The following is a 25,738-nucleotide window of genomic DNA, read 5'->3' on the forward strand; positions in this document are numbered from 1 at the left end:
GAGGCGTCTCGAACCGACACGAACATGATCGCCCCACGGCCACACGGCCGCCGGTCAACCGTTCTAGTACGCGTCACGGACCGCCATAGATGTCTCGTGCTCGAGACAGAGACCATCATCCAAAACTATTACATAGCGATAGCGGGACCGAAAAACGAGGAGGACGAGGGCAGCTTCACGACACACGTCCCTCCGACTATCATGGCAGACGACCCTCGTCCTTCTCGGTATTTCGGTCACCTAACGAGCGGACACGGCCGAGTTACGCGGCTGACGGTACGAGCGGGAAATGCCGGCCGTCTCGTAACTTGCTACTCGAGTACTACGGGCCCACGGACCACCTCTCTGGTCGGATCCGCGTGCGCATCGTCGGCAGCCACCGCGACGTGAGACGCACAGTATCGTTCGCCCCGGTGGGCCGCCCGACCCGGCTTAAGGACGACGAGATGAGTCGCGTCGGCAGAACAATATGTGATTTCGCAGGTCTCGGGTGACTTGCTCGTATCGGTGCCGCTACAGACCGTGCAGTAGGTCGACTCGTCGTCGATGATGTGTCGGGTATGCGTTCCACAGCCACTACACTCGCGCGTTTCGGTTTCCATCGGTGCGTCTAAGACGTGATCGTCCAACCAAATAAATCGTGGTATGTTACAACATACCAATCAAGACTTGTTCGACCGGCTACGAAATCCCATGTGTCGGTTCCGCTGTGACACGGTCGCCGCAGTGAACCGCTTACCGCGCCGCGGATCGACGAACATCGCTTCTCGAGTGGTGACTGACGCCGCCGATAGTCTGCGGAGATGGTCGACAAAGAGGCCGGAAAAAGTATCAGCGGTTTGCTCACCGCGAGCCGTCGAAAGCCGGGATGAGGACGCGCGAACGGCCGCACTGTACAAGGAGTTTTGACGCGGCGTGTCTATGCACATGACATGCGACTCCATAACAGAGACGTTCGCCAGGACGTCCGCGAACTCGGCGCGCTGCTGGGCGACGTCCTCGAGAAGCAGACGTCTCGACAGGGGTTCGAGACGGTCGAATCGTCTCGGCGGGCCGCGATCGAATACCGCTCCGGTGAGCGCGACTCGCGCGACTCGCTGGTCGCCGACCTCGAGGGGCTCTCGCCCCATCACCAACGAGTCGTCTCGCGCGCATTCACGACCTACTTCGAGTTGATCAATCTCGCCGAGGAGCGCGAGCGCGTACGAACGATTCGCACCGACTCTCACGAGGGCACTCTCGCGGATAGCCTCGAGACCGCGGCCGACGAGCTCGGCGAGGCCGACGTCGAGACCGTCCAGCGGATCTTAGACGACGTCCTCATCGAACCGACGTTCACCGCTCACCCGACCGAGGCTCGGCGGAAAACGGTCAAAGCCAAACTCAGAGATATCTCGACCTCTCTCGAGACGCTGGACGAGCGGCTGTTGACCGAGAAGGAAGAAGAGCAAGTCTGGCGGGACATCGACGCCGAAGTCACTAGCCTCTGGCAGACCCCGCAGGTACGCAACCGCCAGCCCGAACCCGAAGACGAAGCGCGCAACGTCCAGTGGTACTTAGAGAACACGCTGTTCGATGTCGTCGGCGAAGTCTACGACGAACTCGACGACGCCATCGACGCCGAAGTGCCGGCCGATATCGAGATTCCGAAGCTCTTCGAGTTCCGCTCGTGGGCCGGCAGCGACCGCGACGGCAACCCCTACGTCACCCCTGAGGTGACCGCCAATACGCTTGAGCGCCAGCGGTCGGTCATCCTCGAGAAGTATCGGGAACAGCTTAAACGCCTCTCGGGTGTCCTCAGTCAGGACGGCAGCCGGATCGACCCCGGTTCAGCCTTTCAGGCCGCCCTCGAGCGCGACCGCGAGCGCCTCCCCGGCAGTGCTCGCACGGCCGAGGAACGCTATCCCGACGAACCCTACCGCCAGAAGCTCAAACTCATGCGCGAGCGCCTCGACCGCGTCGGTGACGTCCGCCCGGGCGGCTACGACGACGTCGACGATCTTCTCTCCGATCTCGAGGGGATCGCACAGAGTCTGCGGGACAACGGGGCCGAGAGCGTCGTCGAGGCCCACGTCGACCCGATCCGCCGGCAGATCGCCACCTTCGGCTTCTCGCTGGCCAGTCTCGATCTGCGCGACCACCAGCAGAAACACACTGACGCCATCGCCGAAGCCCTCGAGCGCGAGGGGATCGACTATACGTCGCTGAGCGAGGACGAGCGCGTCGAATTTCTGACCGACGCCGTGTTGCAGGACGAGCCTGTGGTTGACCTGAGCGAGACCGAGGGGCTCTCCGAGGACTCAGCTCGTGTCCTCGAACTCTTCGACAGCCTCGCCGACTGGCAGACCGAGTATGGCGTCGAGGCTATCGACACCTACGCCATCTCCATGACCGAGGAACCCAGCCACGTCCTCGAGGTGCTGTTTCTGGCTGATCAGGCCGGCGTCGTTTCCCTCCCCGAACACTCCGGGATCGACATCGTCCCGCTGCTCGAAACCGAGTATGCGCTCTCGGGAGCCCGTCGGATCATGGGCACCCTCTTCGAGAACGAAGCCTACAGCCAGGCACTTGAAGCCCGCGGCAAGACCCAGGAGATCATGCTGGGCTACTCGGACTCGAACAAGGAGAACGGCTTTCTGGCGGCCAACTGGTCGCTGTACAAAAACCAGCGCCGACTCGGGGAGATCTGCGACGATCACGACGTGACGATGCGGCTGTTCCACGGCCGCGGCGGCTCGATCTCGCGAGGCGGCGGCCCGATGAACGAGGCGCTGCTAGCGCTGCCGAACTCGACCGTGACGGGACAGGTCAAGTTCACCGAACAGGGCGAGGCCATCGCCGAAAAGTACGGCAACCCCCGCATCGCCGAGCGCAACATCGAGCAGATGCTCAACGCCCAACTCCGCGCGCGCAAACAGGCGATCGACCAACCCGAGGAAGCGGTCCGCGAGGAGTGGCTCGAGGCCATGGAGACGATGGCCGACGCTGCCCGACAAGAGTATCGCGACCTCCTCGAGAGCGAGGGGTTCGTGCGGTACTTCGAGCAGGCGACGCCGATTACGGTCATCGAAGACCTCGATCTGGGCTCGCGGCCGGCCTCTCGTAGCGGTGAGCGGACGGTCGAGGATCTCCGGGCGATCCCGTGGGTGTTTTCCTGGACCCAGTCGCGGTGCATCTTGCCGGGCTGGTACGCGATCGCGACCGGTGTCGACGCGTTCTTGCAAGCGGGCGGCTCGATGGAGACCCTCCAGGAGATGTACGACGAGTGGCCGTTCTTCCAAACGACGCTCGACAACGCCGCGCTCTCGCTGTCCCGCACCGAACTCGAGATCGCCGACCGCTACGCTGACATGGCCGACACGGAGCTTCGCGAACGGTTCTTCCCGCGGCTGACCGACGAGTACGAGCGGGCGGCCGCCCTCATCCAAGAGATCGGTCGACGCGACCGCCTCCACACTCGCGATTGGCTCGGCGAAAACTTAGAGCGGCGTAATCCCTACGTCGACCCGCTGAACATGCTGCAAGTCTATCTGCTCGGGCGGACTCATCGAACCGACATCGAAGAGCGGACGCTGCGGCTGACGGTCAAAGGTATCGCCGCCGGAATGAAAAACACCGGCTGAGAGATGACCAGCTGGAAGATGCTGACTACCGCCGGTTCGCCTTCGCTGCGGTCGGCCGACACCGTCGACCGCGCTCGGACGAGAGTCAGTCGCAGGGACGTGAAAAATCGAAACGGGTAAAAACGTCTCTCGAGTAAGGGAGAGTGAGCCGAGATAGCCTAGCCCGGCCAAGGCGGCAGATTCGAAATCTGCTGTCCTCACGGACTCGGGAGTTCAAATCTCCCTCTCGGCGCTTTTCCCGATGTAATACGACTGACGAGCGTTCCGTCTGCGAAACGCGGGCAGCGAAGCCACACGCCGTCGTATTGCGTCTCAGCGCCCCACCGACGCACACCACCTATACTGTCGATTTCATACTGTTCGTCCCCTGAATAGAAGCGGTAGTCTCGACCCGTCACTCGCAGGGCGGACGCCTACGGCCGTCCTCGCGGTAGCGTTCGTGTTACTAGAAAGCAATGTACGTAACCCGAGATTCGTCAGCGAGAACGTGGGGAGGACGATGAGTTCCGAGGATTCCGACGAGGGAGCGGACGAGGAACCGTTCCACCCGCTCGGTGAGGCGTGGCAAGACGACCTTGAGGACATGCTCGACGACACCGAGTACGACACCGAACTCGGAATGGAGATGGGGAAAGACGCGATGCGGGTCACGAAAGGGGACCTCTCCGAGGAGGAGTTCCACGAGCGCTATCACGAAGACGTGATGGCGGAGTTCGGAGAGGACGAGCGTCCGATTGCCAGTCCGGACGACGTCGACGAGGTGGAGTCGGAATCGTTGCTCTCGTCGCTCACCGGCGACGAGTCCCGACGCGAGGTGCTCAAGAAGGGGGCCGCCGGCGCTGGCTTCGCCAGCCTCGGCTGGGGGGCCATCGACCAACAGGAGCCGGAGCAGGAAACCGTCGAAGAGACGAGCGACGTCAAACACGAGGAGGACGCGACGCAGTGGGGGATGACGATCGACCTCGAGAACTGCGACGGCTGCCTCTCCTGCGTCGTCGCCTGTAACGAAGAGCACAACTGGGATAAGGGTGCCAACTGGATGTACGTTCTCGCCTACGAGGACAACCAGGTCGAATCGCCCGATCCCGGGCAACTCGAGGATTCGGGCGTGAGCGTTCACGACTTCAACTACCTGGTCCGGCCGTGCCAGCACTGCACGGACGCGCCCTGCGAGAAGGTCTGTCCGACGACGGCGCGTCACACGCGCGATCAGGGCGGGCTGGTGTTGACCGACTACGATGTCTGTATCGGCTGTCGGTACTGTCAGGTCGCCTGCCCGTACGGCGTCAACTACTTCCAGTGGGACGAACCGAACGTGGACGTCGAGGAGATCGATCCGGAGATGATGTATGACCAGCGCGACCGCTGGGTCAGCAGCCGCGCACCCCGCGGTACCATGTCGAAGTGCGTCTTCGATCCGCCCCGACAGGACGGGAACATGGGCGACGAACTGGTCGGTACCACCGCCTGCGAGATGGCCTGTCCGCCGAACGTAATCCAGTTTGGCGACAAGAACAACCCCGCGAGCGACCCGGAGCGATACAACGACAATCCCGCCAGGGCACGGACCATCATTAATCTGTACGCGGCACTCCCGTCGCCGGACGCGGCCAGATCGTCGCTTCAGGGCGTCGATGGGAACTTAGATGCCGTTATCAACGCCGTCGACGAACTCAACAGGGGGCGCATCGCGCTTGCAACGGCGATCCAGCTTACGCAGGAAAACTACGAGGAGGAAGCGCCGCCGGGAGATACCCTCCCGGACAAAGAACAGAGCATCCTCGAGGTCGTGAGCGCGATCGAAAGTACCGGGCTGACCCTCGACAGCCAGCAGACGCTCCAACAGCTCGGACTGACGGTCGAGCAGTTCCAAGGGCCGAGTCAGGACATCCAGGTTTCCGACCGGGAGGACGTCGCACAGCAGCTGTTCGACGATTACGTCGATGCGCCCGAAAACCAGTTCGAGTTACTCGCGGAAATGGGAACGAACCCGAACGTCGATTACCTCGGACACCAGCCCGGCCCCGAAGCCCATCAGGTTCCCGGTCCGACCTCTTACGAGGACGTCGGGATGCTCAACGTTCGACAGAAGGCCCTCGAGGACGAAACCGTTGGCCCCCTCGGGCGAGACGTGGACCTGGGCGTGGGCGAGACGTCGGAGTCCGGCCACTAACGCCGCTGGCCTTCGCCATGGGCCTGTGCGTTCACACGTCGAAGCCGAAGTTGAAGTCGCCCTGCCAGCCGTCCCGTTCACCGCCGAAGTTGGTCTCTCCGTTGTGGCGGTTGCCGATCCAGAGCACCGACGAGAGCGTCGTTCCCGTATCGCTCATCACGAGCCCCTCGAAGAACGAGCTCTCGACGGTGTGTCCCTCGCCGCTCTCGGCAAACCGGAGGCTCGCGTCGGCGTCGATCGTACAGCCGTCGAGCGCGAGTCGATCGATCCCGTCGCCGCCGTTGGTGACGAAGACGCCGTATCGGTCCGTCGACGACTGAGAACTGATGTCGAACTCACAGTTATCGAAGGTGACGTCCGACGACTGCACGTAGACCGCGTAGTCGGCCACCGTCGGACTCGAGCGATCGGTGATCGTACAGCCGTCGAAAATCGTCGGTTTGACGTCGTCGTCGTTGACACGGATCGCACGGCCGTCGGTTCCTTCGTCGGTGATGTGAACGTCAGTTAGGCGGGCCGGTCCGTCCTGTGTGAGGCGGACGATTTCGGTTTCCGTCTCGATCTGGCTGTCGATCAGTAGCTGTGAGACGAGTTGGCCGCCGCCGTTCTCGAGCCAGAGACCGGACCACGGATAGCCGGGGTGGTCGGTCATCGTGATCTGGCAGTCCTGGACGTAGTCGTTGGGACCGATTCGGATACCGGCACCGGCGCAGTTCCGGACGTAACAGCCGGTGACGACGTTCCGGCCGTCGTCGCCGGAGACGTAGATCCCGTTGTCGATGTAGTCCGCGACCTGACACCCCTCCCAGAAGTTCGTCCCGTGATTGTAGATGTCCGAACTGAAGGGAATCGCGTGGCCGACGTGCGTCGATCGGTCGTACCGCGTGTCTCCGTTAGTGAGGGTGCAGCCGCAGATCACGTTGGTCGTCGTGTGCTTGACGCCGTCGACCATGATCGTGTAGCGGTCGCCACCGTACGTCGGGTTCAGTTTGTCCCGCCGGCCGCGCATCGAGACGTTCTCCATGTGACCGTACGTGTACGTGTACCAGCGCGCGATACCGGTATCGTACTCGCCGCGAATATCGACTTGGATGTTGCGCATGACGGTCCGCTGTGCGTGCGGGAGCGACGTGTCTAACGTGCCGACGGTCATCAGCCGGTCGACGTCCTGGTCGGTCACCTTGAGAACGGCAAACGGCGCGCCGACGATCCCGAGGGACTCGTGGGCCTCGAAGTGGACGTTGTCTGTCTCGACGTGCCACGTTCCGGCCGGTATCTTGTAACAGTGGTTCCGTTCGGTCGGTTCGAACGAGTGATAGTGGTCCTCGATTGCACCCCAGAGATCGTCATCCTCGGGGGTGACGCCGAGATCGTCGCGTACGTCGACGACGTTCGGGTTCGTCTCGCCCCGAACGGTAACTTCGTTCTCCCCGGATTGGGTCGCAGAGAGGTTCTCCGCGAAGTCCAACCCCGTCACCCCGTCGCCGACGGTCGTCCCCGAGTCACTGACGCTGAGCCCGTCTGCGGCTCCGCCAGATTGGGCCGCAGCAATACCGTTCCCTCGTTGCCCCGTCGCGGCGACGGCACCGCCGAGGCCCATAGCGGCGAGCAGCCCGACGTACGAACGGCGCGTGGTCGTCCCGGACGTGCGAGTCGATCGATCTGTCTGATGGTCGTCTTCCATCGCGAGCGAACAGTCTCGAATCCGTTAGTTCGTTATGGACAAGCTACTGACAATTATAGCATTGCGAACACTCTTCGGCCCGTTGTTCCCCTGCAACGGTCTCGATTGCGATCGGTAAGCACCCCCACATCGGCCCGCTTCCGTCCCGGAGAAATCACCGCCTATTTCGAGTCAGACATTCCGATCGCCGCCGATATCGGTCGCCCATCGCTCGTCGGGAGACGTATAGAAAATCCAACTGTAGTGTGCCTTCGCGTCGATCGATCGCCCGCCGACGGGCGGCGACGGATCGAGCGGCGGTCGCCGACGCTTGGCAGTCGTCGTGGTCGTGCTCGCCGCGTTAATCGTCGGCCGGCGTCAGCGGCTGCTGGTCGGCCGCGAGCAGTCGGTCGAGCGCGTCGACCATCGCTGTGACGCTCGCGCGGGTGATGTCGGCCTCGCTGCGAGCGACCGTCACCGAGCGATCGTTATTGACCATGGTCACTTCGACGGTGACGACGGCGTCCGTCCCGCCCGTCACCGCGTCGACGTGGTAGGACTCGAGTTCGGCGTCAGCCATCGATCCCAGCGCCTCGCGAACGGCAGAGACGGCGGCGTCGACGGGGCCGGAGCCGGTGCCGCTGGCGACGCGTTCCTCGCCGTCGACGTCGAGGCGGACGCTGGCGGTCGGGACGGCCCCGCCGCTGGTGGCAGTGACATCAAGCAGGTCGACGGCGCGATCGCGGTCGTCGCCGGTGACGTCCTCGGCGATAGCCAGTAGGTCGGCGTCGGTCACGCGGCGGCCGCGGTCGCCGAGTTCGGTCACCAGCTGGGCGATCTCCGCGATATCGTCGTCGTCGGCCTGTACGCCATGTTCCTCGAGTGCGGCATCGACGCCCGCGCGGCCGGTGTGTTTGCCAAGCGCGAGTCGGCGTTCGCGCCCGACGGTCTCGGGCGCGTAGGGCTCGTACATCTTGTCGTCCTTGAGCGTCCCGTCGGTGTGGATTCCGCTCTCGTGGGTGAAGGCGTTCTCGCCGATGACGGCCTTGTTCGGCGGGAGCTGAATCCCCGTCGCCCGGGAGACGACCTGCGCGAGGTCGTACAGTTCCTCGAGGTCGAGCGTCTCGACGTCGTAGACGTGGTCGAGTGCGATGGCGACCTCCTCTAAGGCGACGTTGCCGGCGCGCTCGCCGAGTCCGTCGACGGTACAGTGAACGAGGTCGGCACCGGCCGAAACGGCCGCGAGCGCGTTGGTCACGCCCAGCCCGAGGTCGTCGTGGGTGTGGGCGCTGACGGGCCCGAGTTCGGCGAGTCGGGAGACCGCTTCGTGGGTGTGCTCCGGGCCGGTGTGGCCGACCGTGTCGGCAAAGCAGAATCGGTCTGCACCCGCCTCGAGAGAGGCCGCGGCTAGTTCCTCGAGATAGTCGAGGTCGGCCCGCGAGCCGTCCTCGCCGATGACCTCGACCCAGAGGTCGTGGTCTTTGGCGTAGGCGACGAGCTCGGCCGTTTTCTCGAGGTTGTCCTCGCGGGAGGTGCCGACTTTGCCCTCGACGTGGCGGTCGCTGGCGGGAACGACGATGTGGACGCCGTCGACGTCGCAGTCGAGAGCGAGGTCGATGTCGGCTCGCATCCCGCGACAGAAACTGGTGACGCGGGCGTCGAGATCGAGGTCGGTCACCCGTGAGATGGCCTGTCGCTCACCCGCGCCCGTACAGGCACTGCCGGCCTCGATGACCGAGACGCCGGCGCGCTCGAGCGAGCGGGCGATCTCGACTTTCTCGTCGGGAGACAGCGAGACGCCCGGCGCTTGCTCGCCATCGCGAAGCGTCGTGTCGAGAAGGCGCACTGTACGGTCCGATGCGATCGTCTGTTCGGGGGAGTGAGTTACAGGCAAGAGTGGTGAATTACGGGAACTGCGGTTATCTTCGTCGGAGAATTTCACGCCCAGCCGGGTCGCCCCGACTTCCTCTATCCTCGTCAGATGGCGTATGGCGTGCCATTGTACTGCAGGCTAACGTATCATTGTGACTTAAATCCGCCGGTCGCGGCTCGCGGTATCGGTTGTCACCCCGCGGTCAGGAGCCCTCGAGGAGCACCCATTCAGGGGTCGTCCTCGAGCGTCAGCCGATCGCCGGGTTCGACCTCGGCCGCAGCGCCCGCTGGCAGTTCGACGATCAGGTCGGCTCGCGCGCGAGCGAAACTTCGCCACGGTCGCAGCCGCTCGACGCGCCGGACGATATCGTCGACGACCCAGACGGCGTCGATGGGGAAGAAGACGAACAGCATGTGAAGGTCGCGGACTTTCGCGGGGCCAAACCGGAAGACGAGCGCGTAGTCGTCCGGAATCGATCGGCGGAACATGAGGCCGCGGGTCTGACTCACCAGCGAATCCGCGAGATCGACGTTCGTCGCCAGCGACTCCGTCCGCTGTTCGAAGACATCGTCGTCAGCGTCGGTGACGGGCTCGTGGACGAGTCGCACAGCGTGGGGTGCGAACGGCGACGAGAAAAAGCTCTCGGCCGGAGCACGCTACGCGGCAGTGCTAAAGGTCCTGAACCGCTTGCGCGGCGTCGAACAGCGCCAGCACGCCCTCCTCGAGCAATAGACGACCGAATTCGGTCAGTTCGTACTCGGTTCCCTCGACCGACGGATCGACGAGGCAGGGCATCCGCTCGGCGAGCACGCCGCCCGCGACGAGCGCGTCGACGCGGGCCGCGACCGCCGCTTCGCTTCCCGCGACCTCGGCGGCGATCTCGGTCACCGTGAGGCCGTCTGCTGGGTGAGCGTACACCGCGTACGCGACCTCGAGCCGGCCGCGGTCGCCGATCGCCGTGACAGCCTCGAGTACGTCCGCGGTCGACAGGATCGTATCGCGGTCGTCGGTCGGAAGCACGATCGATGGCGACGGAGGCGGACTACAAAACCCCATCGACGACGGCGATCTGGGACGACGATCGGGCGCACGATTGAACACCCCTCGCTCCCTACGCCATGCCGACGATGGAGAAAACGCCGCAGGGGACACCAGTCGGCGTCGACGACCCCTACGAGTTCGCGGGCGTCTGCGACTACCTGACCGGCGAGGGGACGTGTCGGTATGCCGTCGATCACTACGGGCACGATCCCGAGTTCGCCCGCAAGCGCGCCGCGGACGACTACGAGTGTCCCGTGATCGACCCCGAATCGGACTGGTCGTGGGCCGACTGCCCGCACTTTCGCTCGCGCAACCGCGACCGCGAGTGTGTCCGCTGTGGGCTCGCGGAAAAACGAATGGCCCACGACGACGAGCGCCCGCTGCTCGAGGAACACCATCTTTCGTATGCCCACACTGGCGAGACCCTCTCCCACGAGATCACGATCTACCTCTGTCGGTGGTGTCACGCCAAGGTCCACGACTCGTGGGCGCGGATCACCGACGACGCCGCGCCGGACGCGGCGGCGATCGCGGCGCTCGAGGGCCGCCGTAGCCGCGAACAGTCGGAACTCGGCTTCGAGTCGGCCGCGGAGCGTTACGAGACGGGCGACGAATAGGAGCTACGCGAGTTTTCGCAGGAGACCGAACACCGCGTCGCGCAGCCGGTCCGGCAGATACCGCGCGTAGAGCCCGTACTGGGCCAGCGAACCGACCGGGTACCGCGCCGGCGGGTCGGGACTGGTCGCGGCCTCGAGAACCGCCTCCGCGACGTCTTCGGGGTCGGACGCGAAGGGGCCGCCAGCTCCGCCGCCGCCGATCAGTTCGAGCTCGTCGTAGAGTTCGTACAGCGACTCGTAGGCCGGCGTCCGCTCATCCTCGGGGAGTTCGTCGCTCGCGCGCTCGGTGAAGTTCGTCTCGACCGGCCCAGGTTCGACTACGACGACGTCGATACCGAACTCCTCGACCTCGCCGCGCAGGGAGTCGCTCATCGCCTCGAGAGCGTGTTTCGAGCCGGCGTAGGAACCCGCGCCGGGGAACGAGATCCGGCCGATGACGCTCGAGATGTTGACGATTCGGCCCTCGCCTTGGGCGCGCATGTGCGGCAACGCGGCGCGCGTGAGCCGGTGTGGGCCGTAGACGTTGACGTCGAACTGTCGGTGGAGATCGACCGTCGAGACGTCCTCGAGTGGCCCCATCTGGGCGTAGCCGGCGTTGTTGACGACGCAGTCGATCGAGCCCGCGATGTCGACGGTCTCCTCGACGGCCGTCGCGACCTGCTCCGGGTCGGTCACGTCGAGCGCCATGGTCTCGCAGCCGGCCTCCTCGAGATCGTCGATATCGTCGACGTTGCGCGCCGTGGCGAACACCTGCCAGTCTTCGGCGAGGAAGGCGCGGGCGGTCGCGCGGCCGATCCCCGACGAGCAGCCGGTGATCAGCACCGACTTCTTGCGCGCGTAGCGGTTGGTGTCGCTCCCCGCCGTCTCGCGATTTCGGTCGCGGTCGTCCTCGACGGCGGTGCCGTCCGGCTCGTCATCGGCTGTCCTCTCGACGTCCTCAGCGGTGGCCATGTGTGACCGGTTCGGGAGACGATACCTAAGTATCGACGGTTTGTCGCGCCATCCGTAATTTCAAGACGCGAGTAGGATGGTGAGACTCGAATGGTCAGCGCGGGATGGCAACCACGCCGAAAGCCCCTAAGTAGCCCCTTGCAGTCCCACCCGCCGCGAACGGGTGGTCGGCCGGCTGTCGTCGGCGGCCGAGTAGCAGGTTTAGTCGAGCGATTTCTTGGCCTCGTCGGCGTACTGATCCGCGAGACGGACCGGCTCTGGGAGTTTGTACGACGAGGCCAACTCGAGGACGACCTCGGCCGCCGTCTCGGGGCCGACGCGGTGACCGGCGCTGACGTACAGCGGGTTGATGTGCCGGTTCGGCGAGTCGTACTGGCGCGTCTGGACCGCGTAGCCGATGAGCGTCCCGTCGGGGGCGTCGACTCTCGAGTTCGCGTCGATGGGGACCCTTGAGCCCGCGGGCAGGCCGTCGGTGTCCTCGCGCGGCGTCCCACAGAGGAGGCTCTTTGCGACCCCGATGCTCGGCACGTCGCGGACGACGCCCATGTGGGTCGCGATGCCGGCCTGCCGAAAGTGGATGCGGCCGCTGCCGTCGAACAGGACGAGATCGGGGTCGACGGAAAGCTCCTCGAGCGCCGCGATGATTGGCCCGCCCTCGCGAAAGGAGAGGAGGCCGGGGATATAGGGGATCTCGAGGCCGGTCACCGCATGGACGCGTTCGATGACCTCGCCGCCGCGCATGGCGACGACGGCGGACAGCGCGCGGTCTTGGTCGCCGGCCTCGTTCGTGAGAAACGACTGATCGACGCCGACGACGACCGGCGGTGAGCCGCCGGTGGCGGTCGCCTCGAGCGGACTCGAGAGCGCATCAGTTTCGAACGGGAAGTCGTCCTCGAAGACGGCGACCGAGGCGATTTCGCGCTGGAGGTCCTCCATCTCCTGACGCGAGAGACTGGGATCGGGTGCGAGATCTGGTCGGGGCTGACTCATCGGTTTGGCGGTGATAGACACCCTGTGAAAATCAGTTGCGGGGTTGCGGCGGGGCGAGCGTGGGAACCAACGTGATCAGAACCGGCGACGACCGCCGGGACCGCCCGGACCGCCCGGGCCACCGGGGCCGCCACCGCCGAACTCGAGTTGGTTGGGCGCGCTGACGTTACGGTTTTGCTTGACGTACTGGCCGTAGGCGAGGCCGATCGCGAGACCGACGAGGTGTGCCATATTGGCGATGCCTTCGCCACCGCCGACAGCGCCGGAGAGGAAGGTGATGCTGAGGACGGCGTACCCGGCAGTGAGTACCCAGATCGGCACTGGAAGGATGAAGTAGATGTACACCTTGAGACTAGGGTTCAAGACCGTCAGGACGCCGAGGATGGCGAGTGCGGCACCGCTCGCTCCGAGGACGGCGGTCGGGGCACCTTGTGCAATCGAAATCCCGACCTGACTGAGTCCGGCGACGACGCCGCTGACGATAAAGAGGATCGCGAAGTTCCGCGACCCGACGTAGCGCTCGACGAGCGGGCCGAAGAAGAATATCACGATACTGTTCCCAACGATGTGCATGAAGGAACCCCCCGGAAGGATGAATAGCGAATGCGCAAAGATCGACATCACCCATGTCCAGACGTACCCGAGGTGATCGGTCGTGAGGAGAAAGAGCGAGCTGTAAAGTGACGGAGCGACAAGCGCCGTCACTAACTGTGCTACGTACGTCACCCAGATCAGCAAGAGGAACGTATAGGTCGCGTTCCCGCGGAAGTACGCCAGCGGCCCGCCAGCGCCGGTGTTTATCGGTATCTTGTCAGCGGCGCGCGAGACGCGAGACCTACTTTTGCCGGCGCTGACGCTGTCGTCGAACCCGCTGTCGAAAACGCCCTGCGGGTCGTTCCAGTTCTGGAGGCCCGAGCAGTCGTGGTTCTCGGGAAGCCGATGGTCGGCACAGTAGGTGCCACCGCAGTGCCGACAGTTGTACGGCATGTTTTCGTCTTTCCCACACACGTCGCACTTGGCCATTGACCGGGGGTATGTGGGGAGCCGCTAAGGGATTTGGGGTTTTCACCGCCTTTTTTCGGGTCGAACGGGTGACGTATCTTGATGTCTGACGGCCGAGAACCGTCACGAGACAGAGCCGGAGCACTGGTCGACAGATAGTTGTCATCTTCCGACAAACGCAGTGGACGATGCGGGACAACACAGCGGTCGATCTCGTCGACTACCGGCGGGGCGGACTGGCGCTCGGACTCGCGCTCCTCTCGCTACTCTTCAACTACGGAGACGCCGTCGTAACTCCTCTGGACGCGGTACTCTGGGTCTGTACCGGTGTCGTCGTAGGGTATCCGGTCCTCACCGTCCTCTCGATCGTCGGTGCGCGGATCTGGGAGCCGTGAGAGTCGGTAACTCGGAAACGATTACGGGGCCAGCCTTGGCGGACTGTACATTTTTGCCTCCCGAGCACCCACATTCGACCGTGCAAGAGTACGAGCGAAAGCAACTGCTCGAGCGCGTCGAGCGCGAGGGCGCGACCGTCGGCGCTGACATCCCGGAGACGATCACGGTCCAGGGCGAGGAGATCGACCTCCAGACGTTCGTCTTCGAGATCAAGCGCCGCGAGACGGTGCCCACGGGAGAGCGCGAGCGCGTCGAGCAGGCCAAGAAGAATCTCCGCCGTGAGCGCCTCGAGCGCCTCGAGCAGATCGAGGAGGGCGAAATTTCCCACGAAAGAGGCGAGGAGCTCGCCCGGAGCATCATCGGCATCGACCGGGCGCTAAACGCCCTCGAGAGTCTGGGGCCGACGGACCTCGAGCGCGAACAGAAACTCCAGCAGGCACAGGATCGCAAACGCTGGATGTCCTTCCTCAAGAAGGCGCTGGGCCAGGACAACGATCAGGCTACGCGGAGGGGCCGATGACAACCAACGCCGAGATCGCCGGTCGGCTCGACGAGTTCGCCGACCTGCTCGAGGCCGACGACGTCGAGTATAAACCCCGCGCGTATCGCCGAGCGGCCGAGAACGTCCGCTCATTTCCGTCGCCGATCGCCGATCGCATCGAGGCCGGCGACCGCGAGGCGGTCGAGAACATCGACGGTGTCGGCGACGCGATCGCCTCGAAGATCGTCGAATACGTCGAGACCGGCGAAATCGAGGAACTCGAGGAACTCCGCGTGGAGCTGCCGATCGACATCGCCGATTTGACCCGCATCGAGGGCGTCGGCCCGAAAACAGCCGGAAAGCTCTACCGCGAACTCGGGGTGCAGACGTTAGACGACCTCGAGGAGGCCGCCGAGGCCGGCGAGGTCAAAGCGGTCAAGGGGTTCGGGGAGAAGACGGAACAGAATATTCTTGACAACCTCGAGTTCGCTCGCAGCGTCGGCCAGCGTCACCTCGTCGGCGAGGCGCGCCCGCTGGCCGACGACGTCCTCGACTTTCTCGAGTCGCTCGAGGCGGTCGAGCGCTACGAGGTGGCGGGCTCGATTCGCCGGTGGCGCGAGACGATCGGCGACGTGGACGCCCTCGCGGCGACCGAGGCGGGCGAGGACGTGGTCGAACGGTTCGTCGGCTGGGACTCGGTCGACAACGAGATCGAGTCCGGCCCGGAGAAGGCTAGCGTCCGCGTCGGCGAGATCAGGGTCGACTTGCGCGTGGTCGTCCCCGACGAGTTCGGCTCCGCCTTACAGTATTTCACGGGGAGCAAGGATCACAACCTTCGCCTGCGCAACTACGCGATCGACCGCGGAATGAAGCTAAACGAGTACGGCGCGTTCGATATCAGCGAGATCGACGACCCCGACGCGGGACAGCGCGTCGGCGAGCGCGTTGCCGGCGAGACGGAAGAAGGGATGTACGAGGCCCTCGGACTGCCGTGGATCCCATCGGAACTGCGGGAGGACCGCGGCGAGATCGCCGCCGCCGAGAACGGCGAATTGCCGGACCTCGTCACTCGCGACGATATGCGGGGCGATCTGCACAGCCACACGGAGTGGTCCGACGGCAACAACACCATTGCGGAGATGGTCGAGGCCGCCGCCGAGCGGGAGTACGACTACTTCGGGATCGCCGACCACGCCGAAGGCCCCGGGATCGTCGGCGGGATGGGCCTGTCGGACGACGAAATCCTCGAGGAGATCGCGGAGATCCGCGCGGTCGGTGACGACGCGGAGATCGAGGTCTTCGCCGGGATCGAGGCCAACGTCGACGCCGACGGCGAGATCGGCCTCTCTGATGACGTGATCGATGCACTCGACGTGATCGTCGCCTCGACCCACAGCGCGCTCGACCAAGACGCCGAGACCGCGACGGAGCGACTCGTCACCGCCGTCGAGAGCCCGGCGATCGACGTGCTGGGTCATCCCAGCGGCCGCCTGCTCAACCAGCGCTCCGGGCTCGACTACGACGTGACGGCGGTCGCACAGGCCGCCGCCGACCACGGCACCGCACTCGAGGTCAACAGCGATCCCCGACGGCTCGACCTCTGGGGCAGCGCCGTCCAGGCCGCCCTCGAGGAGGGCGCGCGGATCGCAATCGATACCGACTCCCACCAGCCCTCGACGCTCGAGTTCATGCGCTGGGGCGTCCACACCGCGCGACGGGGCTGGGCCGAACCGGACGACGTGATCAACACCTGGGACGTAGAGCGGATTCGGGAGTTCCTCCACTGACCGACCCGTCCCCTCCATCGCCCTCTCCACCCACCATCCCATGCACTTGCTCGTCGACGTCATGTGCGGCGGTCTCGTCTCGTACCTGCGGATGTGCAACCACAACACCGTCTACGCCGGCGATCGGGACCTCGAGGAAGACGACGACGCCCTCGCCGTCGCCGGGGACGAGGGTCGGACGATCGTCACCCGCGATACGGCACTCGCGGACCGCGCTGACGAGGCGATCCTTCTCGAGTCCCGCGAGGTCGAGGCCCAACTCGCCGAACTCGCCGCGGCGGGCGTCGATATCACGCTCACGGACGAACCGGCGTTCTGCGGACGGTGTAACGGCCCGCTCAAGCGCGTTGATCCGACGGCCTCGACACCGGAGTACGCGCCCGACCCGGCCGAGTTCGAGACGTGGGTCTGTATGGACTGTGGCCAGCACTTCTGGCGGGGCAGCCACTGGGAGCGGGTCGAAGAGACGCTCGCTCGAGTCTGCGAGTCGGCCGACGGACAGCAATAGACGGTTGTACGATTGCTTGAAACTAGCTAACCGCCGGTATCAGTCGGCTACCGCCAGCTGGAAGCCACTCTCTATCGGGACCCGTCAGTAGACCGCAACGTCGTCGAACCGACCGTCGTAGGCGATGTGCTTGGGATGTGTCGGCTCCGTCCCGGAGAGAAAGAGCCGGTCGACTTTCTCCCAAGTGTTTTCGTAAAGAAGGTGAGCGAGTTCCGTCGTGGTCGTCCGCCAGCGCTCGAGACCGTTGTCGTAGCTGACTCGGCGGGCAACGCCGTCGGCGAGCGTCGTTAAGAGGTCGGCCTCGCTCTCGATCGCCGTTTTAAACGCGGTGTGGGCGATGCCGACCGATCGTGAGAGGTGAGCGTACGAGGAGGTAAACGGCGGTATCGAAAGCGTCTCGGCGAGTTCTCGAGCGCGGCGGTTGTGAGTGGGGAAGTGTTTCGGATTGAAAATCTCGAGCGCGTCGATGGTGTCGGCGTGCCGTCGTAGGTCGGCCTCGCCGAGGCTCACCGTCGCGAACTCCGGATGCGGGACGAGGACGGTCGCGTCCTGACGGTCGAACTCGGCCATCGCCGCCTCGAGCGGGATGAAATCGGGTACGGGCTCGTCGAGACCGAGCGCGAGGACGTGCTTGCGGTTTCGCCACGAGCCGGTGAACACCTCTCGAGCGGGGATCACCAGCAGGTCATCGGTGGAGTAGGCTGCGGCCCGCTCGCGAATTTCCGGCAGACGGGTGAAATGGGGTGCGTAGACGATCGCGTCGAGGCCGGCCCGTCTGGCTCGCTCGACCACCTGATCGTCGAGCACCTTCACGTGGCAGTCGACTCGGTACGGCGCTCCGTCGATCACGACGCTCACTTTCGGGACAGCCGAGTTATGAATTCTGATTCGGCGGCCACTCGATCGCGTCCTTGATCGCGTCGACGATGGGGACGACGGGTTCGTCGGGATCGACCGAGACGAACAACCCGGTCTCGCCGACGTAGACGCGAACGATTTTCATGACGTCCATCGCCGTCGTGATGTACTCGACGCGTTCCGCGTCCGGGAACAGCGTGTTCCGAAACAGTTTGATCTGCATGAAATCCATGTGGACGTTCGTGTGGATCGTCTCGAAGTGCTCGAGCATCGCGTCTCGGCTGTCATACATCGAGACGGTCTCGTCGCTGAGATAGAGCGGTCGAAACGACTCCGTGTCGTACTCACAGAACGCATACAGCGGGCCCGAAACGGTCTTCTGGACGGCTCGACGTACCAGATCGGCGTCGAACGCCGCCAGTTCCGACTCATTAGTCGCCGGCATACGGAAACGGCGGGTCTCGAAGAGGGAAGGTCTACCGGACGTTCCGCTCGAGGGGACCCCTGCGAAACAATCATTAGTGCGGCCCGTAGAGTTGCAGTATCGAATGGCCTGGGAATGCGGAATCGACGGCTGTGGATCGGTGTTCGAGGACGTCGAGTCGGCCGTCGTCCATCAGGCGACGGAACACCAGCGCCGCGAGTGTGCGGTCTGTGGCACCGTCGTCCCCGACGGCTACCTCGCGATTCGCCACGCCTTCACCGAACACAGCCGCGCCGAGTACGTCCGCGCCTACGGGGCGAGCTCTGCGGACGTTCGCGAGCGCGAGGAGTTGCTCGAGGAGATCGAATCCGTCGCGGACATGCAGGCGATCGCGACGGAACTGAAACGGTAGGTGCATCGACTCGGCACTCGCGTTCTCGCACCACGCCCCGAGAAAACCGGAGTCGCGTTCTCGTAGTTGCCGATATCGGCTGCCGTCGGCCCCACCGCGTTTGGCCCCGTACTGACTGTCTGACGAACGCTAGCGCTCGTCGCTGTCTGCGAGCGGCCACTTCGTGGCCGCTCGCGTCGTCCGACGAACTATCGTTCGTCGGAATCGAGAACGCGAATCTGATCGCCGCGCACCGTGACCGGAATGGGAACGGTCGCCTCGTACAGTTCGACCGTCACCTGATCCTTTCCTTCGTCGATCCGCTGTACCTGTGCCTTCTCGCCTTTGAACGGGCCGGCGATGAGTTCGACGATATCGCCCTCGGCGATCCCCTCGACGTCCGGCTTCGGCGAGAGGAAGTGTTCGACTTCCGAAATATCCGATTCGCCGGGGACGATGCTCCGGGCGTGGGGAATGTCCTCGAGTACGCGATTGAGGACCGCGTCACCGTCGGCCTCGACCATCACGTAGGAGGTCAGCGAGTCGGGCGCGAGTGCAGCGTGGATCTCCGCCTCCTCGCGGTTGATGATCATGTCGGCGACGGTGCGCTCTTGACTCGCCGTCGTTTTGACAGCGTAGATGCCCATTAGATGCCACCACCGGTCAACAACAGCATGACCGCGCCGATGAGGAAGCCGAGGAGACCGATCAAGAGGACCCCCGCGCCGGCGATCTTCGACACCTGAAGGAACTCCTCGCTCGTGGGCGTCGTCGCCATCTTCAACACCCGAACGTACGAGGTGAGGTCGTACGGAACGTCCATATCTGTCTATTCACAACGCGGGGTCTTTTATCTGTCTTTCGTGTCCCACGACCGACCCGTATTCGCCCGTTGCACCGCGATGACCCTATCGAACGGATCAGAGTGTCGACGCTACCTCGCGGACTCGAGGGTGTCCACCTGTCATCGGCTTCGACCGCGATGCATCGGAGGACGGGATTCTGGCGCAACACCCGTTCGCTCGGGGTCAAAGAGGGAGTTGCTCCGTCCACTACACTGGACGCTACGTCGAGCTACCGGGCGTTTGCGAGCGAGCACGTTAGGCGGTGCCGACGTTGCATTCGACGGCCCCGCGTCCAAACCGCTCGGTCACTAACGCCGTTTTATGGCCGAAGACGATTCCAATAAAGCGAACGAGTACGAAGCGGAACGGGACGCCGAAATCGACGAGGAACTCGAGCGAATCGACCGCGATCCCGACGAGGTCGACGACGGCGACGACGATCTTGGCACGCAGAACGCGCCTCGAGAGGAGGCGGACGATCTCGAGGACCTCGAGGAGGAAGACACTGAAACGGCTGAGGAATCGGCGACGGACGACCGCTAAAACGACGACGGCAACCGACGGGCGGTGCCGAGAGCCGTGACACGGCGAGTGGACAACACCCTCGGAGCGCTGCGGTAGACTACTCGCTTCGTGCTGCCTCGACTGCGTCGACGAACGACGCAGCCGTTTTCCGGACGCGATCCATGTCACCGTCGGCGACGGCCTCGTCGTCGACGAGAGCGCCGCCGGCACCAACGGCCACAGCGCCGGCGTCGAAGAACGCGTCGACGTTGCTGTCCGACACGCCGCCCGTCGGAATGATGTCGACATCGCCCAGGGGTCCTGCGAGCGCGCCGATGTGATCCGGACCGACCGTCGATGCGGGGAACATTTTGAGAAGATCCGCACCGGCCGCCATCGCTGTCACCGCCTCCGTCGGCGTCATGACTCCGGGGGCGACGAGAACGTCGTGTCGGTTGCAGGTCCGAACCACGTCCGGATCGGTATGCGGCGAGACGACGAACGATGCCCCGGCGTCGATCACGGACTGTGCGGTCGGTGCGTCGAGAACAGTCCCCGCACCGACGACCGCATCGGTGTCAGCGAGTTCTCGGTCGACCGCGGCGATCTTCTCGGCTGCGCGTGTTCCGTCCGCTGTGATCTCGAGTGCGTCGACGCCAGCCTCATGAATCGCGCGAGCGACCGGGACGATCCGTTCCCCGTCGATACCGCGCAGGACCGCGATGACGCCACTCTCGACGATTCGCTCCCGAACCGCGTATTTCTCTGTCATCGGTTGAGACCTCCAGCGCCCCAGCGCTGTACGCCGGCCGGCACTCGACATCTATGCGCTACCTGTACGGTCGGTCTCGGTGGACGTTCCATCAGGCTGTGATTCGGATCCGATACTAAAGAGATTTACTCACAACCGAAACAAGGTCGACGGATCGATCACTCCTCGAGTGCGCTGATGGTGACCGACTCTGCCTCGAAGTCCTCGAGGAACGCACCCGTGCCGCCGATGGTGTATTGGTCGCCGTCGACCTCGAGTTCGAACGCGTTTTCGATCGGAAGCGTCGAGGTGACGGGTCGGACGAGACTCTGTCGGACGTCGACGACTTCCCCAGAGAGCGACGACGGGAGGTCCCGTTCGCCGACCGGCGAGCCGGTGACCGACGCTTCGATGCGCGTGTCCGTCGCCCGGTGGAGGGCGATCTGGAAGACCGCGCTTCGGAACCCCTCGTAGGTACAGGGAAGCTCGGCGGGCGTGGTGACGTATCGTTCTTCGGCGGTCGGCCAGTAGTTCGCCAGAAACGAGCCGGCGAGGACCGGTACCAGCTGGTCCTGAGAGAGGGCGATCGCCCGCGTATCGCTCGTGGACGTCGTGAGTATCTGACTGGGTGCGAGCAGGCCGTGGCGGCCGTCGACCGTCAACATCGTCGGGACGAGCGCGTCCCACGTGCGGACCGTACTGGCCGTGCCGGCCAGCGATGCGATGTCCTGTTCCCCCTCGGTCGCGCCGAGCAACAGGAGGACGAGCACGCCCCGATCGACCGTCGCTTCGAGCGTCGACCGTATTTGCGGGAGGACCGCCGCCGGCAAGGAGAGGGTCACTTCCGTTTCGGCCTCGGTCAGCAAGCTCTCGATTCGTTTGAGTACCGTCTGTCGTGACTTGATCACCTCGAACTGCTCGCCGGAACGCTCGGTCGTCGTGTACCTCGATTGGAGCGCCGGCTCGATCTCCTCGACGCTTTCCGTGAGTTGGGCGACGACGGTGTCGGGCTGGACGGGCCGGATCACCGTCGGCACCGAGTGATCGTCGACCTCGACGAAGCCGCGCTTCTCGAGTTCCTCGCTGATGCTGTAGACGTACCGTTTGGACACGTCGGCGGCGTCGGCGATCGTACTCGCTTTCGAGTCCCCGTGTTCGAGGATCGCGAGGTAGGTGTCTGTCTCCTTTTCCGAGAGGCCGAATCGCTCGAGTAGCCCGGCGAGCTCGTCGTCATCCATGTGTATTCAGTACCTCACAGATTAGGCGGTCGGTGTAAAATATGTACGGTCCGCCACCTCGAATACGCTGCTCGTCGGTCGGTTCGTCGGATATCCATCAACAATCTATAAAACGCACGAACGTCCTTTCGGAAAAGTGGGAATAGATTTTTCAACAAAGTTTATTGCTCCAGGAGTAATCTGAGAGAACGATGGAACTACACGGTGCCCTTAACGATTTTAAACGGTTGCAGGGTGATCCACAGCGGTTTCCTGGCGAACGTCGATCGACAACGGGGCTCTTTTCCGGACTCGACGAACGGCTCGTTCACGTCGCCCTCGACGGGTCGCTCAGAGATTATTCCTATCCGCTCTCCGGACTTGCCGGCATCGAACGCTCCCGATTCGGACTCGAACGAGACGGCGACGTCCACTGGTTCGACGCCGACGGCAGCGAACAGCGCTACGTCGATGATACTGCGGTCGTCGAGACGACTCACACCGTCGGTGAAGCGACCTGCATCCAATACGACATCACGATCGGTCCGCTCCACCTGACTCACTTCGAATTCGACGAGGAAGTGGTGGCCGCTGACGACGTGCGTCTCCAGGCGTGCTTCGGGTTCGCTCCGGAGGGTCGGACGGGACGGACCGGCCAACTTTGGCACGGTGACGCCGCCGAGGTACACCACAACGCCGAGCACGACTTCCTCGCGACCTCGACCGACCTCTCCGTAAGCGGCCAGGTCCCAGAACGGTTCGCGGAGTTGCTCGCGGCGGAATCGGTCGATTTCCCCCGCTCACCGACTGACGACCGTTACGAGGAGGGACGACTTAGCCCGATCGTAATGAGCGAAATAGCGGTCACCGGGTCGTCGCCGAGCACGACCGTTGCGACGCTTCTGACGGATGACGGCGACCGAACGGATGCGCTCGAGCGCGTCCGGGCCGCCGCGGCCGATCACGCCGACCGCGAGGCGGTGCTCGAGGCGGGCCGCGAACAGGCTCGCGACCGGCTACCCGACTCCGGCCACGGCATCGAGGGCGCGGTTTCTGATATCCGCGCTCTCTCGCTTTTGCGGGCATCGACGGGTGCGCGGATAGCCGGACCCGAGTTCGACCCGTTCTATCGGTACTCCGGCGGGTACGGTTACACCTGGTTCCGCGACGACGCCGAGATCGCCACGTTCCTGCTCGATGCCGATCTACGACTCGGGCTCGGACTCGAAGAGTGGCACGCGAAGAGCGCCCGCTTTTACCGCGAGACGCAGCTCCCCGACGGGACCTGGCCCCACCGAGTCTGGCCACACAACGGTGATCTCGCCCCCGGATGGGCACACGGCCGACTGGAAGACAGCGAGTCGGACGAGTACCAGGCTGACCAGACGGCGAGCGTGGCGGCGTTTCTCGCGACGTACCTTCGGTACGTCGATCCCGCCGACGAAGCGGTACAGGAGACGCTCGCGGCCGCCCTCGACGGGTTGGACGATTCGCTCGACGCCGACGGCCTCCCCGGACGCGTCCAGAACGCGTGGGAAAACATGACCGGGCGCTTTGCACACACGGCCGCGACGTTCCTCGAGGCGTACGCGGCAATCGCTCGAGCGCCGGTCGACGACTCGCTCGCGGCGCGCGCACAGGAGCGCGCCCGAACGATCTACGAGGCGATCGATGACCTGTGGGTTCCCGATCGCGGGATCTACGCCATGCGGAAAGACGACGGCATCCGTGACGATAGACTCGACGGGAGCACGCTCGCACTGGTCACGGCCCATCAGGAGTACGACGCACTCGAGAGCGTCGACGACGAGCGGCTTGATCGACTCGGCTCCCACGTCGAGACGACGCTCGACGGGCTCTACCGGGATCCGGACGGGCCGGTCGAAGGACTCGTGCGCTTCGAGGGTGACCCCTGGCGCGTCCGCGAACAGGACGCCGAAAAGATCTGGACGGTGACGACGGCGTGGGGTGCCCACGCCGCCGTCAGCCTCGGTGAATTACTGGCGGCGAACGGCCGGAAGGAGGCCGAACTGTTCGAAGAGCGCGGCCGTGCCTTGCTGGCACTCGTTGGTCCCGGCGGGGCTCTCCGTCGACCCGGCGGCTATCTCCCCGAGCAGGTGTTCGACGACGGTACGCCCGACAGTGCGACGCCGCTGGGCTGGCCCCACGCGATCCGGCTCGCGACGGCGAGCGCACTCGAGGCGTCCGTCTCGTCGACACTCGCCGATACCGTGGATCGCGCACCGCTTCACGACTGAGTCGAGACGCCGATCTGGTAGTCCGACACGTATTTTCGGGCTCGCGGTACCGTCTGGAGAACGGGATCGAGTTCGTCCGATTCAGGACGCGATAGTCGGGACGTTGCGTTCCCGAACGAAGACGTTGCGACCGGTTTCGGCATCGAACAGATGAATGTCCGATTCGTCGAACGTGATAGTTACGCGATCGCCCGGTTCGAGGTCGATGTCGGAGTCGACGCGGGCGATAAATTCACTACTCACGTCGAGGTGGAGGAAGTTGTCGGAGCCGACGGGTTCGACCACGTCGATCGCCGCTGTAATCGAATTTGGCGTGCTCTTCTCCGTGACGGAGACGTTCTCGGGCCGGATACCGAGTGTGTACCGACTCGACTCGAGCTCGTCCTCGTTTCCGGAGACGTATGCAGCTGAGAGGTCGAACTCGAACTCACCGTCGGGTCCGGTCAAGTGCAGTTGGTCACCGTCGGGTTCGACGGTAACATCGATAAAGTTCATCGACGGTGAACCGATGAATCCGCCGACGAACTTGTTGACGGGGTTCTCGTAGACCTCGGTCGGGTTCCCCTGCTGTTGAAGTTTGCCGCCGTTGAGGATCACGATTCGGTCGCCCATCGTCATCGCCTCGTGCTGGTCGTGCGTGACGTAGACGGCCGTGATCCCGAGTTCGTTCTGAAGTCGTTGGATCTCCGCGCGCATGCTCGTTCGAAGTTTGGCGTCGAGGTTACTGAGCGGCTCGTCGAACAGGAACAGGTCGGGTTCCCTGACGATCGCACGACCGAGCGCGACGCGCTGTTTCTGGCCGCCGGAGAGCTCGTCCGGTTTGTCGTCGAGGAGGTCCTCGATATCCATCATTTCGGCCGTTTCGACGACTCTCTCTTCGCGCTCGTCCTTACTCAAGTCGGTGCTCATCCGGAGCCCGAATTCCATGTTCTCGGAGACGGTTTTGTGGGGATAGAGCGCGTAGTTCTGGAACACCATCGCGACGTCTCGGTTTTTCGCGTGGACATCGGTGACGTCCTCGTCGCCGATCTCAATTCGCCCGGAGGTCGGTTGTTCGAGGCCGGAGAGCATCCGCAGCGTCGTCGTCTTTCCACAGCCCGACGGGCCGACCACGGTGACGAACTCGCCGTCCTCGATCTCGAGGTCGAGATCGTTGACGGCAACGACCGACCCGGCATCGTATTCTTTTCGTAGTGCGTCGACTGTGACCCGTGACATATCACCTCAATTATCGAGGGACGGTAAAACCCTTTCCACAACGAGCTATCTTTGAAGTAATATCTCAGCCTAAATTCTCTGAACGGACGTCTACCCGCGAGAATGTAATCCATTTCGATTAATTTCGAACAGTTCTCACTAGTAGTCAGCTCCTACTCGAGGTGAGA

General features: G+C 64.1%; 24 protein-coding genes and 1 tRNA gene. 11 read left to right on the forward strand and 14 right to left on the reverse strand.

Going from position 1 to position 25,738, the window contains the following annotated elements; translation table 11 throughout:
* The first annotated feature begins 932 nt into the window (after nucleotides 1-932).
* The 3 genes from ppc (at nucleotide 933) to ACJ70B_RS00755 (ending at nucleotide 5,796) form a co-directional block, all read left to right on the forward strand.
* A complete protein-coding gene (gene ppc, locus ACJ70B_RS00745; protein WP_408958509.1) occupies nucleotides 933-3,623 on the forward strand; it encodes a phosphoenolpyruvate carboxylase in 2,691 nt (896 codons plus the stop codon).
* A 147-nt stretch (nucleotides 3,624-3,770) separates the two neighbouring features.
* Nucleotides 3,771-3,855: transfer RNA gene (locus tag ACJ70B_RS00750), tRNA-Ser, on the forward strand.
* Nucleotides 3,856-4,122: 267 nt separating this feature from the next.
* Nucleotides 4,123-5,796, forward strand: coding sequence for a 4Fe-4S ferredoxin N-terminal domain-containing protein (locus ACJ70B_RS00755; protein ID WP_408958510.1), 1,674 nt, complete (start codon nucleotides 4,123-4,125; stop codon nucleotides 5,794-5,796).
* Nucleotides 5,797-5,827: 31 nt separating this feature from the next.
* Here the strand turns inward: ACJ70B_RS00755 and ACJ70B_RS00760 are convergent, their stop codons facing one another.
* The 4 genes from ACJ70B_RS00760 to ACJ70B_RS00775 all read right to left on the reverse strand — a co-directional run bounded on the left by ACJ70B_RS00760 (nucleotide 5,828) and on the right by ACJ70B_RS00775 (nucleotide 10,352).
* Nucleotides 5,828-7,480: a right-handed parallel beta-helix repeat-containing protein gene (locus tag ACJ70B_RS00760; protein WP_408958511.1), complete on the reverse strand. Its 1,653-nt coding sequence runs from the start codon at nucleotides 7,478-7,480 to the stop codon at nucleotides 5,828-5,830.
* 340 nt (nucleotides 7,481-7,820) lie between these two features.
* Nucleotides 7,821-9,353 (reverse strand): (R)-citramalate synthase, encoded by a 1,533-nt coding sequence (locus ACJ70B_RS00765; protein ID WP_408958512.1) that lies wholly within the window; start codon nucleotides 9,351-9,353, stop codon nucleotides 7,821-7,823.
* Nucleotides 9,354-9,559: 206 nt separating this feature from the next.
* Entirely contained in the window at nucleotides 9,560-9,940 is a 381-nt protein-coding gene (locus tag ACJ70B_RS00770; RefSeq protein WP_408958513.1) for a DUF192 domain-containing protein, read from the reverse strand.
* Between the two features lie 61 nt (nucleotides 9,941-10,001).
* On the reverse strand, nucleotides 10,002-10,352 hold the full coding sequence (locus tag ACJ70B_RS00775) for an ArsR family transcriptional regulator (protein WP_408958514.1): 351 nt from the start codon (nucleotides 10,350-10,352) through the stop codon (nucleotides 10,002-10,004).
* 107 nt (nucleotides 10,353-10,459) lie between these two features.
* Here ACJ70B_RS00775 and ACJ70B_RS00780 point away from each other — a divergent pair, with 107 nt between their 5' ends.
* Nucleotides 10,460-10,990, forward strand: a complete 531-nt coding sequence (locus ACJ70B_RS00780; RefSeq protein ID WP_408958515.1) for a hypothetical protein — start codon at nucleotides 10,460-10,462, stop codon at nucleotides 10,988-10,990.
* Nucleotides 10,991-10,993: 3 nt separating this feature from the next.
* Here ACJ70B_RS00780 and ACJ70B_RS00785 read toward each other — a convergent pair whose 3' ends face one another.
* The 3 genes from ACJ70B_RS00785 to ACJ70B_RS00795 all read right to left on the reverse strand — a co-directional run bounded on the left by ACJ70B_RS00785 (nucleotide 10,994) and on the right by ACJ70B_RS00795 (nucleotide 13,954).
* Complete coding sequence (locus ACJ70B_RS00785) at nucleotides 10,994-11,941, reverse strand: SDR family oxidoreductase (protein ID WP_408958516.1); 948 nt, start codon at nucleotides 11,939-11,941, stop codon at nucleotides 10,994-10,996.
* 201 nt (nucleotides 11,942-12,142) lie between these two features.
* Complete coding sequence (locus tag ACJ70B_RS00790; protein ID WP_408958517.1) at nucleotides 12,143-12,931, reverse strand: endonuclease V; 789 nt, start codon at nucleotides 12,929-12,931, stop codon at nucleotides 12,143-12,145.
* A gap of 75 nt (nucleotides 12,932-13,006) precedes the next feature.
* Entirely contained in the window at nucleotides 13,007-13,954 is a 948-nt protein-coding gene (locus tag ACJ70B_RS00795) for a rhomboid family intramembrane serine protease (protein WP_408958518.1), read from the reverse strand.
* A gap of 167 nt (nucleotides 13,955-14,121) precedes the next feature.
* Between ACJ70B_RS00795 and ACJ70B_RS00800 the strand changes: the two genes are divergently transcribed.
* From ACJ70B_RS00800 to ACJ70B_RS00815, 4 genes are all read left to right on the forward strand, one after another.
* Nucleotides 14,122-14,328 (forward strand): hypothetical protein, encoded by a 207-nt coding sequence (locus tag ACJ70B_RS00800; RefSeq protein ID WP_408958519.1) that lies wholly within the window; start codon nucleotides 14,122-14,124, stop codon nucleotides 14,326-14,328.
* 80 nt (nucleotides 14,329-14,408) lie between these two features.
* On the forward strand, nucleotides 14,409-14,849 hold the full coding sequence (locus ACJ70B_RS00805) for a DUF5788 family protein (RefSeq protein WP_408958520.1): 441 nt from the start codon (nucleotides 14,409-14,411) through the stop codon (nucleotides 14,847-14,849).
* On the forward strand, nucleotides 14,846-16,597 hold the full coding sequence (polX, locus tag ACJ70B_RS00810) for a DNA polymerase/3'-5' exonuclease PolX (RefSeq protein ID WP_408958521.1): 1,752 nt from the start codon (nucleotides 14,846-14,848) through the stop codon (nucleotides 16,595-16,597). The genes ACJ70B_RS00805 and polX overlap by 4 nt, the downstream gene beginning before the upstream one ends.
* Nucleotides 16,598-16,637: 40 nt before the next feature.
* Nucleotides 16,638-17,105, forward strand: coding sequence for a Mut7-C RNAse domain-containing protein (locus ACJ70B_RS00815; RefSeq protein ID WP_408958522.1), 468 nt, complete (start codon nucleotides 16,638-16,640; stop codon nucleotides 17,103-17,105).
* 84 nt (nucleotides 17,106-17,189) lie between these two features.
* Here ACJ70B_RS00815 and ACJ70B_RS00820 read toward each other — a convergent pair whose 3' ends face one another.
* Both ACJ70B_RS00820 and ACJ70B_RS00825 read right to left on the reverse strand, forming a co-directional pair.
* Nucleotides 17,190-17,954: a PHP-associated domain-containing protein gene (locus tag ACJ70B_RS00820; RefSeq protein ID WP_408958523.1), complete on the reverse strand. Its 765-nt coding sequence runs from the start codon at nucleotides 17,952-17,954 to the stop codon at nucleotides 17,190-17,192.
* 25 nt (nucleotides 17,955-17,979) lie between these two features.
* Nucleotides 17,980-18,408, reverse strand: coding sequence for a hypothetical protein (locus ACJ70B_RS00825; protein ID WP_408958524.1), 429 nt, complete (start codon nucleotides 18,406-18,408; stop codon nucleotides 17,980-17,982).
* A gap of 103 nt (nucleotides 18,409-18,511) precedes the next feature.
* Between ACJ70B_RS00825 and ACJ70B_RS00830 the strand changes: the two genes are divergently transcribed.
* Nucleotides 18,512-18,799 (forward strand): hypothetical protein, encoded by a 288-nt coding sequence (locus tag ACJ70B_RS00830; RefSeq protein WP_408958525.1) that lies wholly within the window; start codon nucleotides 18,512-18,514, stop codon nucleotides 18,797-18,799.
* Nucleotides 18,800-18,987: 188 nt separating this feature from the next.
* Here ACJ70B_RS00830 and ACJ70B_RS00835 read toward each other — a convergent pair whose 3' ends face one another.
* Nucleotides 18,988-19,425, reverse strand: coding sequence for a transcription elongation factor Spt5 (locus ACJ70B_RS00835; RefSeq protein ID WP_408958526.1), 438 nt, complete (start codon nucleotides 19,423-19,425; stop codon nucleotides 18,988-18,990).
* Nucleotides 19,425-19,601, reverse strand: coding sequence for a protein translocase SEC61 complex subunit gamma (locus ACJ70B_RS00840; RefSeq protein WP_408958527.1), 177 nt, complete (start codon nucleotides 19,599-19,601; stop codon nucleotides 19,425-19,427). The genes ACJ70B_RS00835 and ACJ70B_RS00840 overlap by 1 nt, the downstream gene beginning before the upstream one ends.
* Before the next feature lie 343 nt (nucleotides 19,602-19,944).
* Between ACJ70B_RS00840 and ACJ70B_RS00845 the strand changes: the two genes are divergently transcribed.
* Nucleotides 19,945-20,166 carry a hypothetical protein gene (locus ACJ70B_RS00845; protein ID WP_408958528.1) on the forward strand — a complete coding sequence of 74 codons (222 nt, stop codon included), beginning with the start codon at nucleotides 19,945-19,947 and terminating at the stop codon, nucleotides 20,164-20,166.
* Between the two features lie 79 nt (nucleotides 20,167-20,245).
* Here ACJ70B_RS00845 and ACJ70B_RS00850 read toward each other — a convergent pair whose 3' ends face one another.
* Together ACJ70B_RS00850 and ACJ70B_RS00855 are read right to left on the reverse strand one after the other, a co-directional pair.
* Entirely contained in the window at nucleotides 20,246-20,899 is a 654-nt protein-coding gene (locus ACJ70B_RS00850; RefSeq protein WP_408958529.1) for a bifunctional 4-hydroxy-2-oxoglutarate aldolase/2-dehydro-3-deoxy-phosphogluconate aldolase, read from the reverse strand.
* Nucleotides 20,900-21,057: 158 nt separating this feature from the next.
* On the reverse strand, nucleotides 21,058-22,116 hold the full coding sequence (locus ACJ70B_RS00855) for a TrmB family transcriptional regulator (protein WP_408958530.1): 1,059 nt from the start codon (nucleotides 22,114-22,116) through the stop codon (nucleotides 21,058-21,060).
* 191 nt (nucleotides 22,117-22,307) lie between these two features.
* Here ACJ70B_RS00855 and ACJ70B_RS00860 point away from each other — a divergent pair, with 191 nt between their 5' ends.
* A complete protein-coding gene (locus ACJ70B_RS00860) occupies nucleotides 22,308-24,353 on the forward strand; it encodes a glycoside hydrolase family 15 protein (RefSeq protein WP_408958531.1) in 2,046 nt (681 codons plus the stop codon).
* Between the two features lie 81 nt (nucleotides 24,354-24,434).
* Here the strand turns inward: ACJ70B_RS00860 and ACJ70B_RS00865 are convergent, their stop codons facing one another.
* Nucleotides 24,435-25,571 carry an ABC transporter ATP-binding protein gene (locus ACJ70B_RS00865; RefSeq protein ID WP_408958532.1) on the reverse strand — a complete coding sequence of 379 codons (1,137 nt, stop codon included), beginning with the start codon at nucleotides 25,569-25,571 and terminating at the stop codon, nucleotides 24,435-24,437.
* Nucleotides 25,572-25,738: the final 167 nt, after the last annotated feature.

It is taken from the genome of Natrinema sp. 74 (assembly GCF_046097095.1).
In the GTDB taxonomy this organism is placed as follows: domain Archaea; phylum Halobacteriota; class Halobacteria; order Halobacteriales; family Natrialbaceae; genus Natrinema.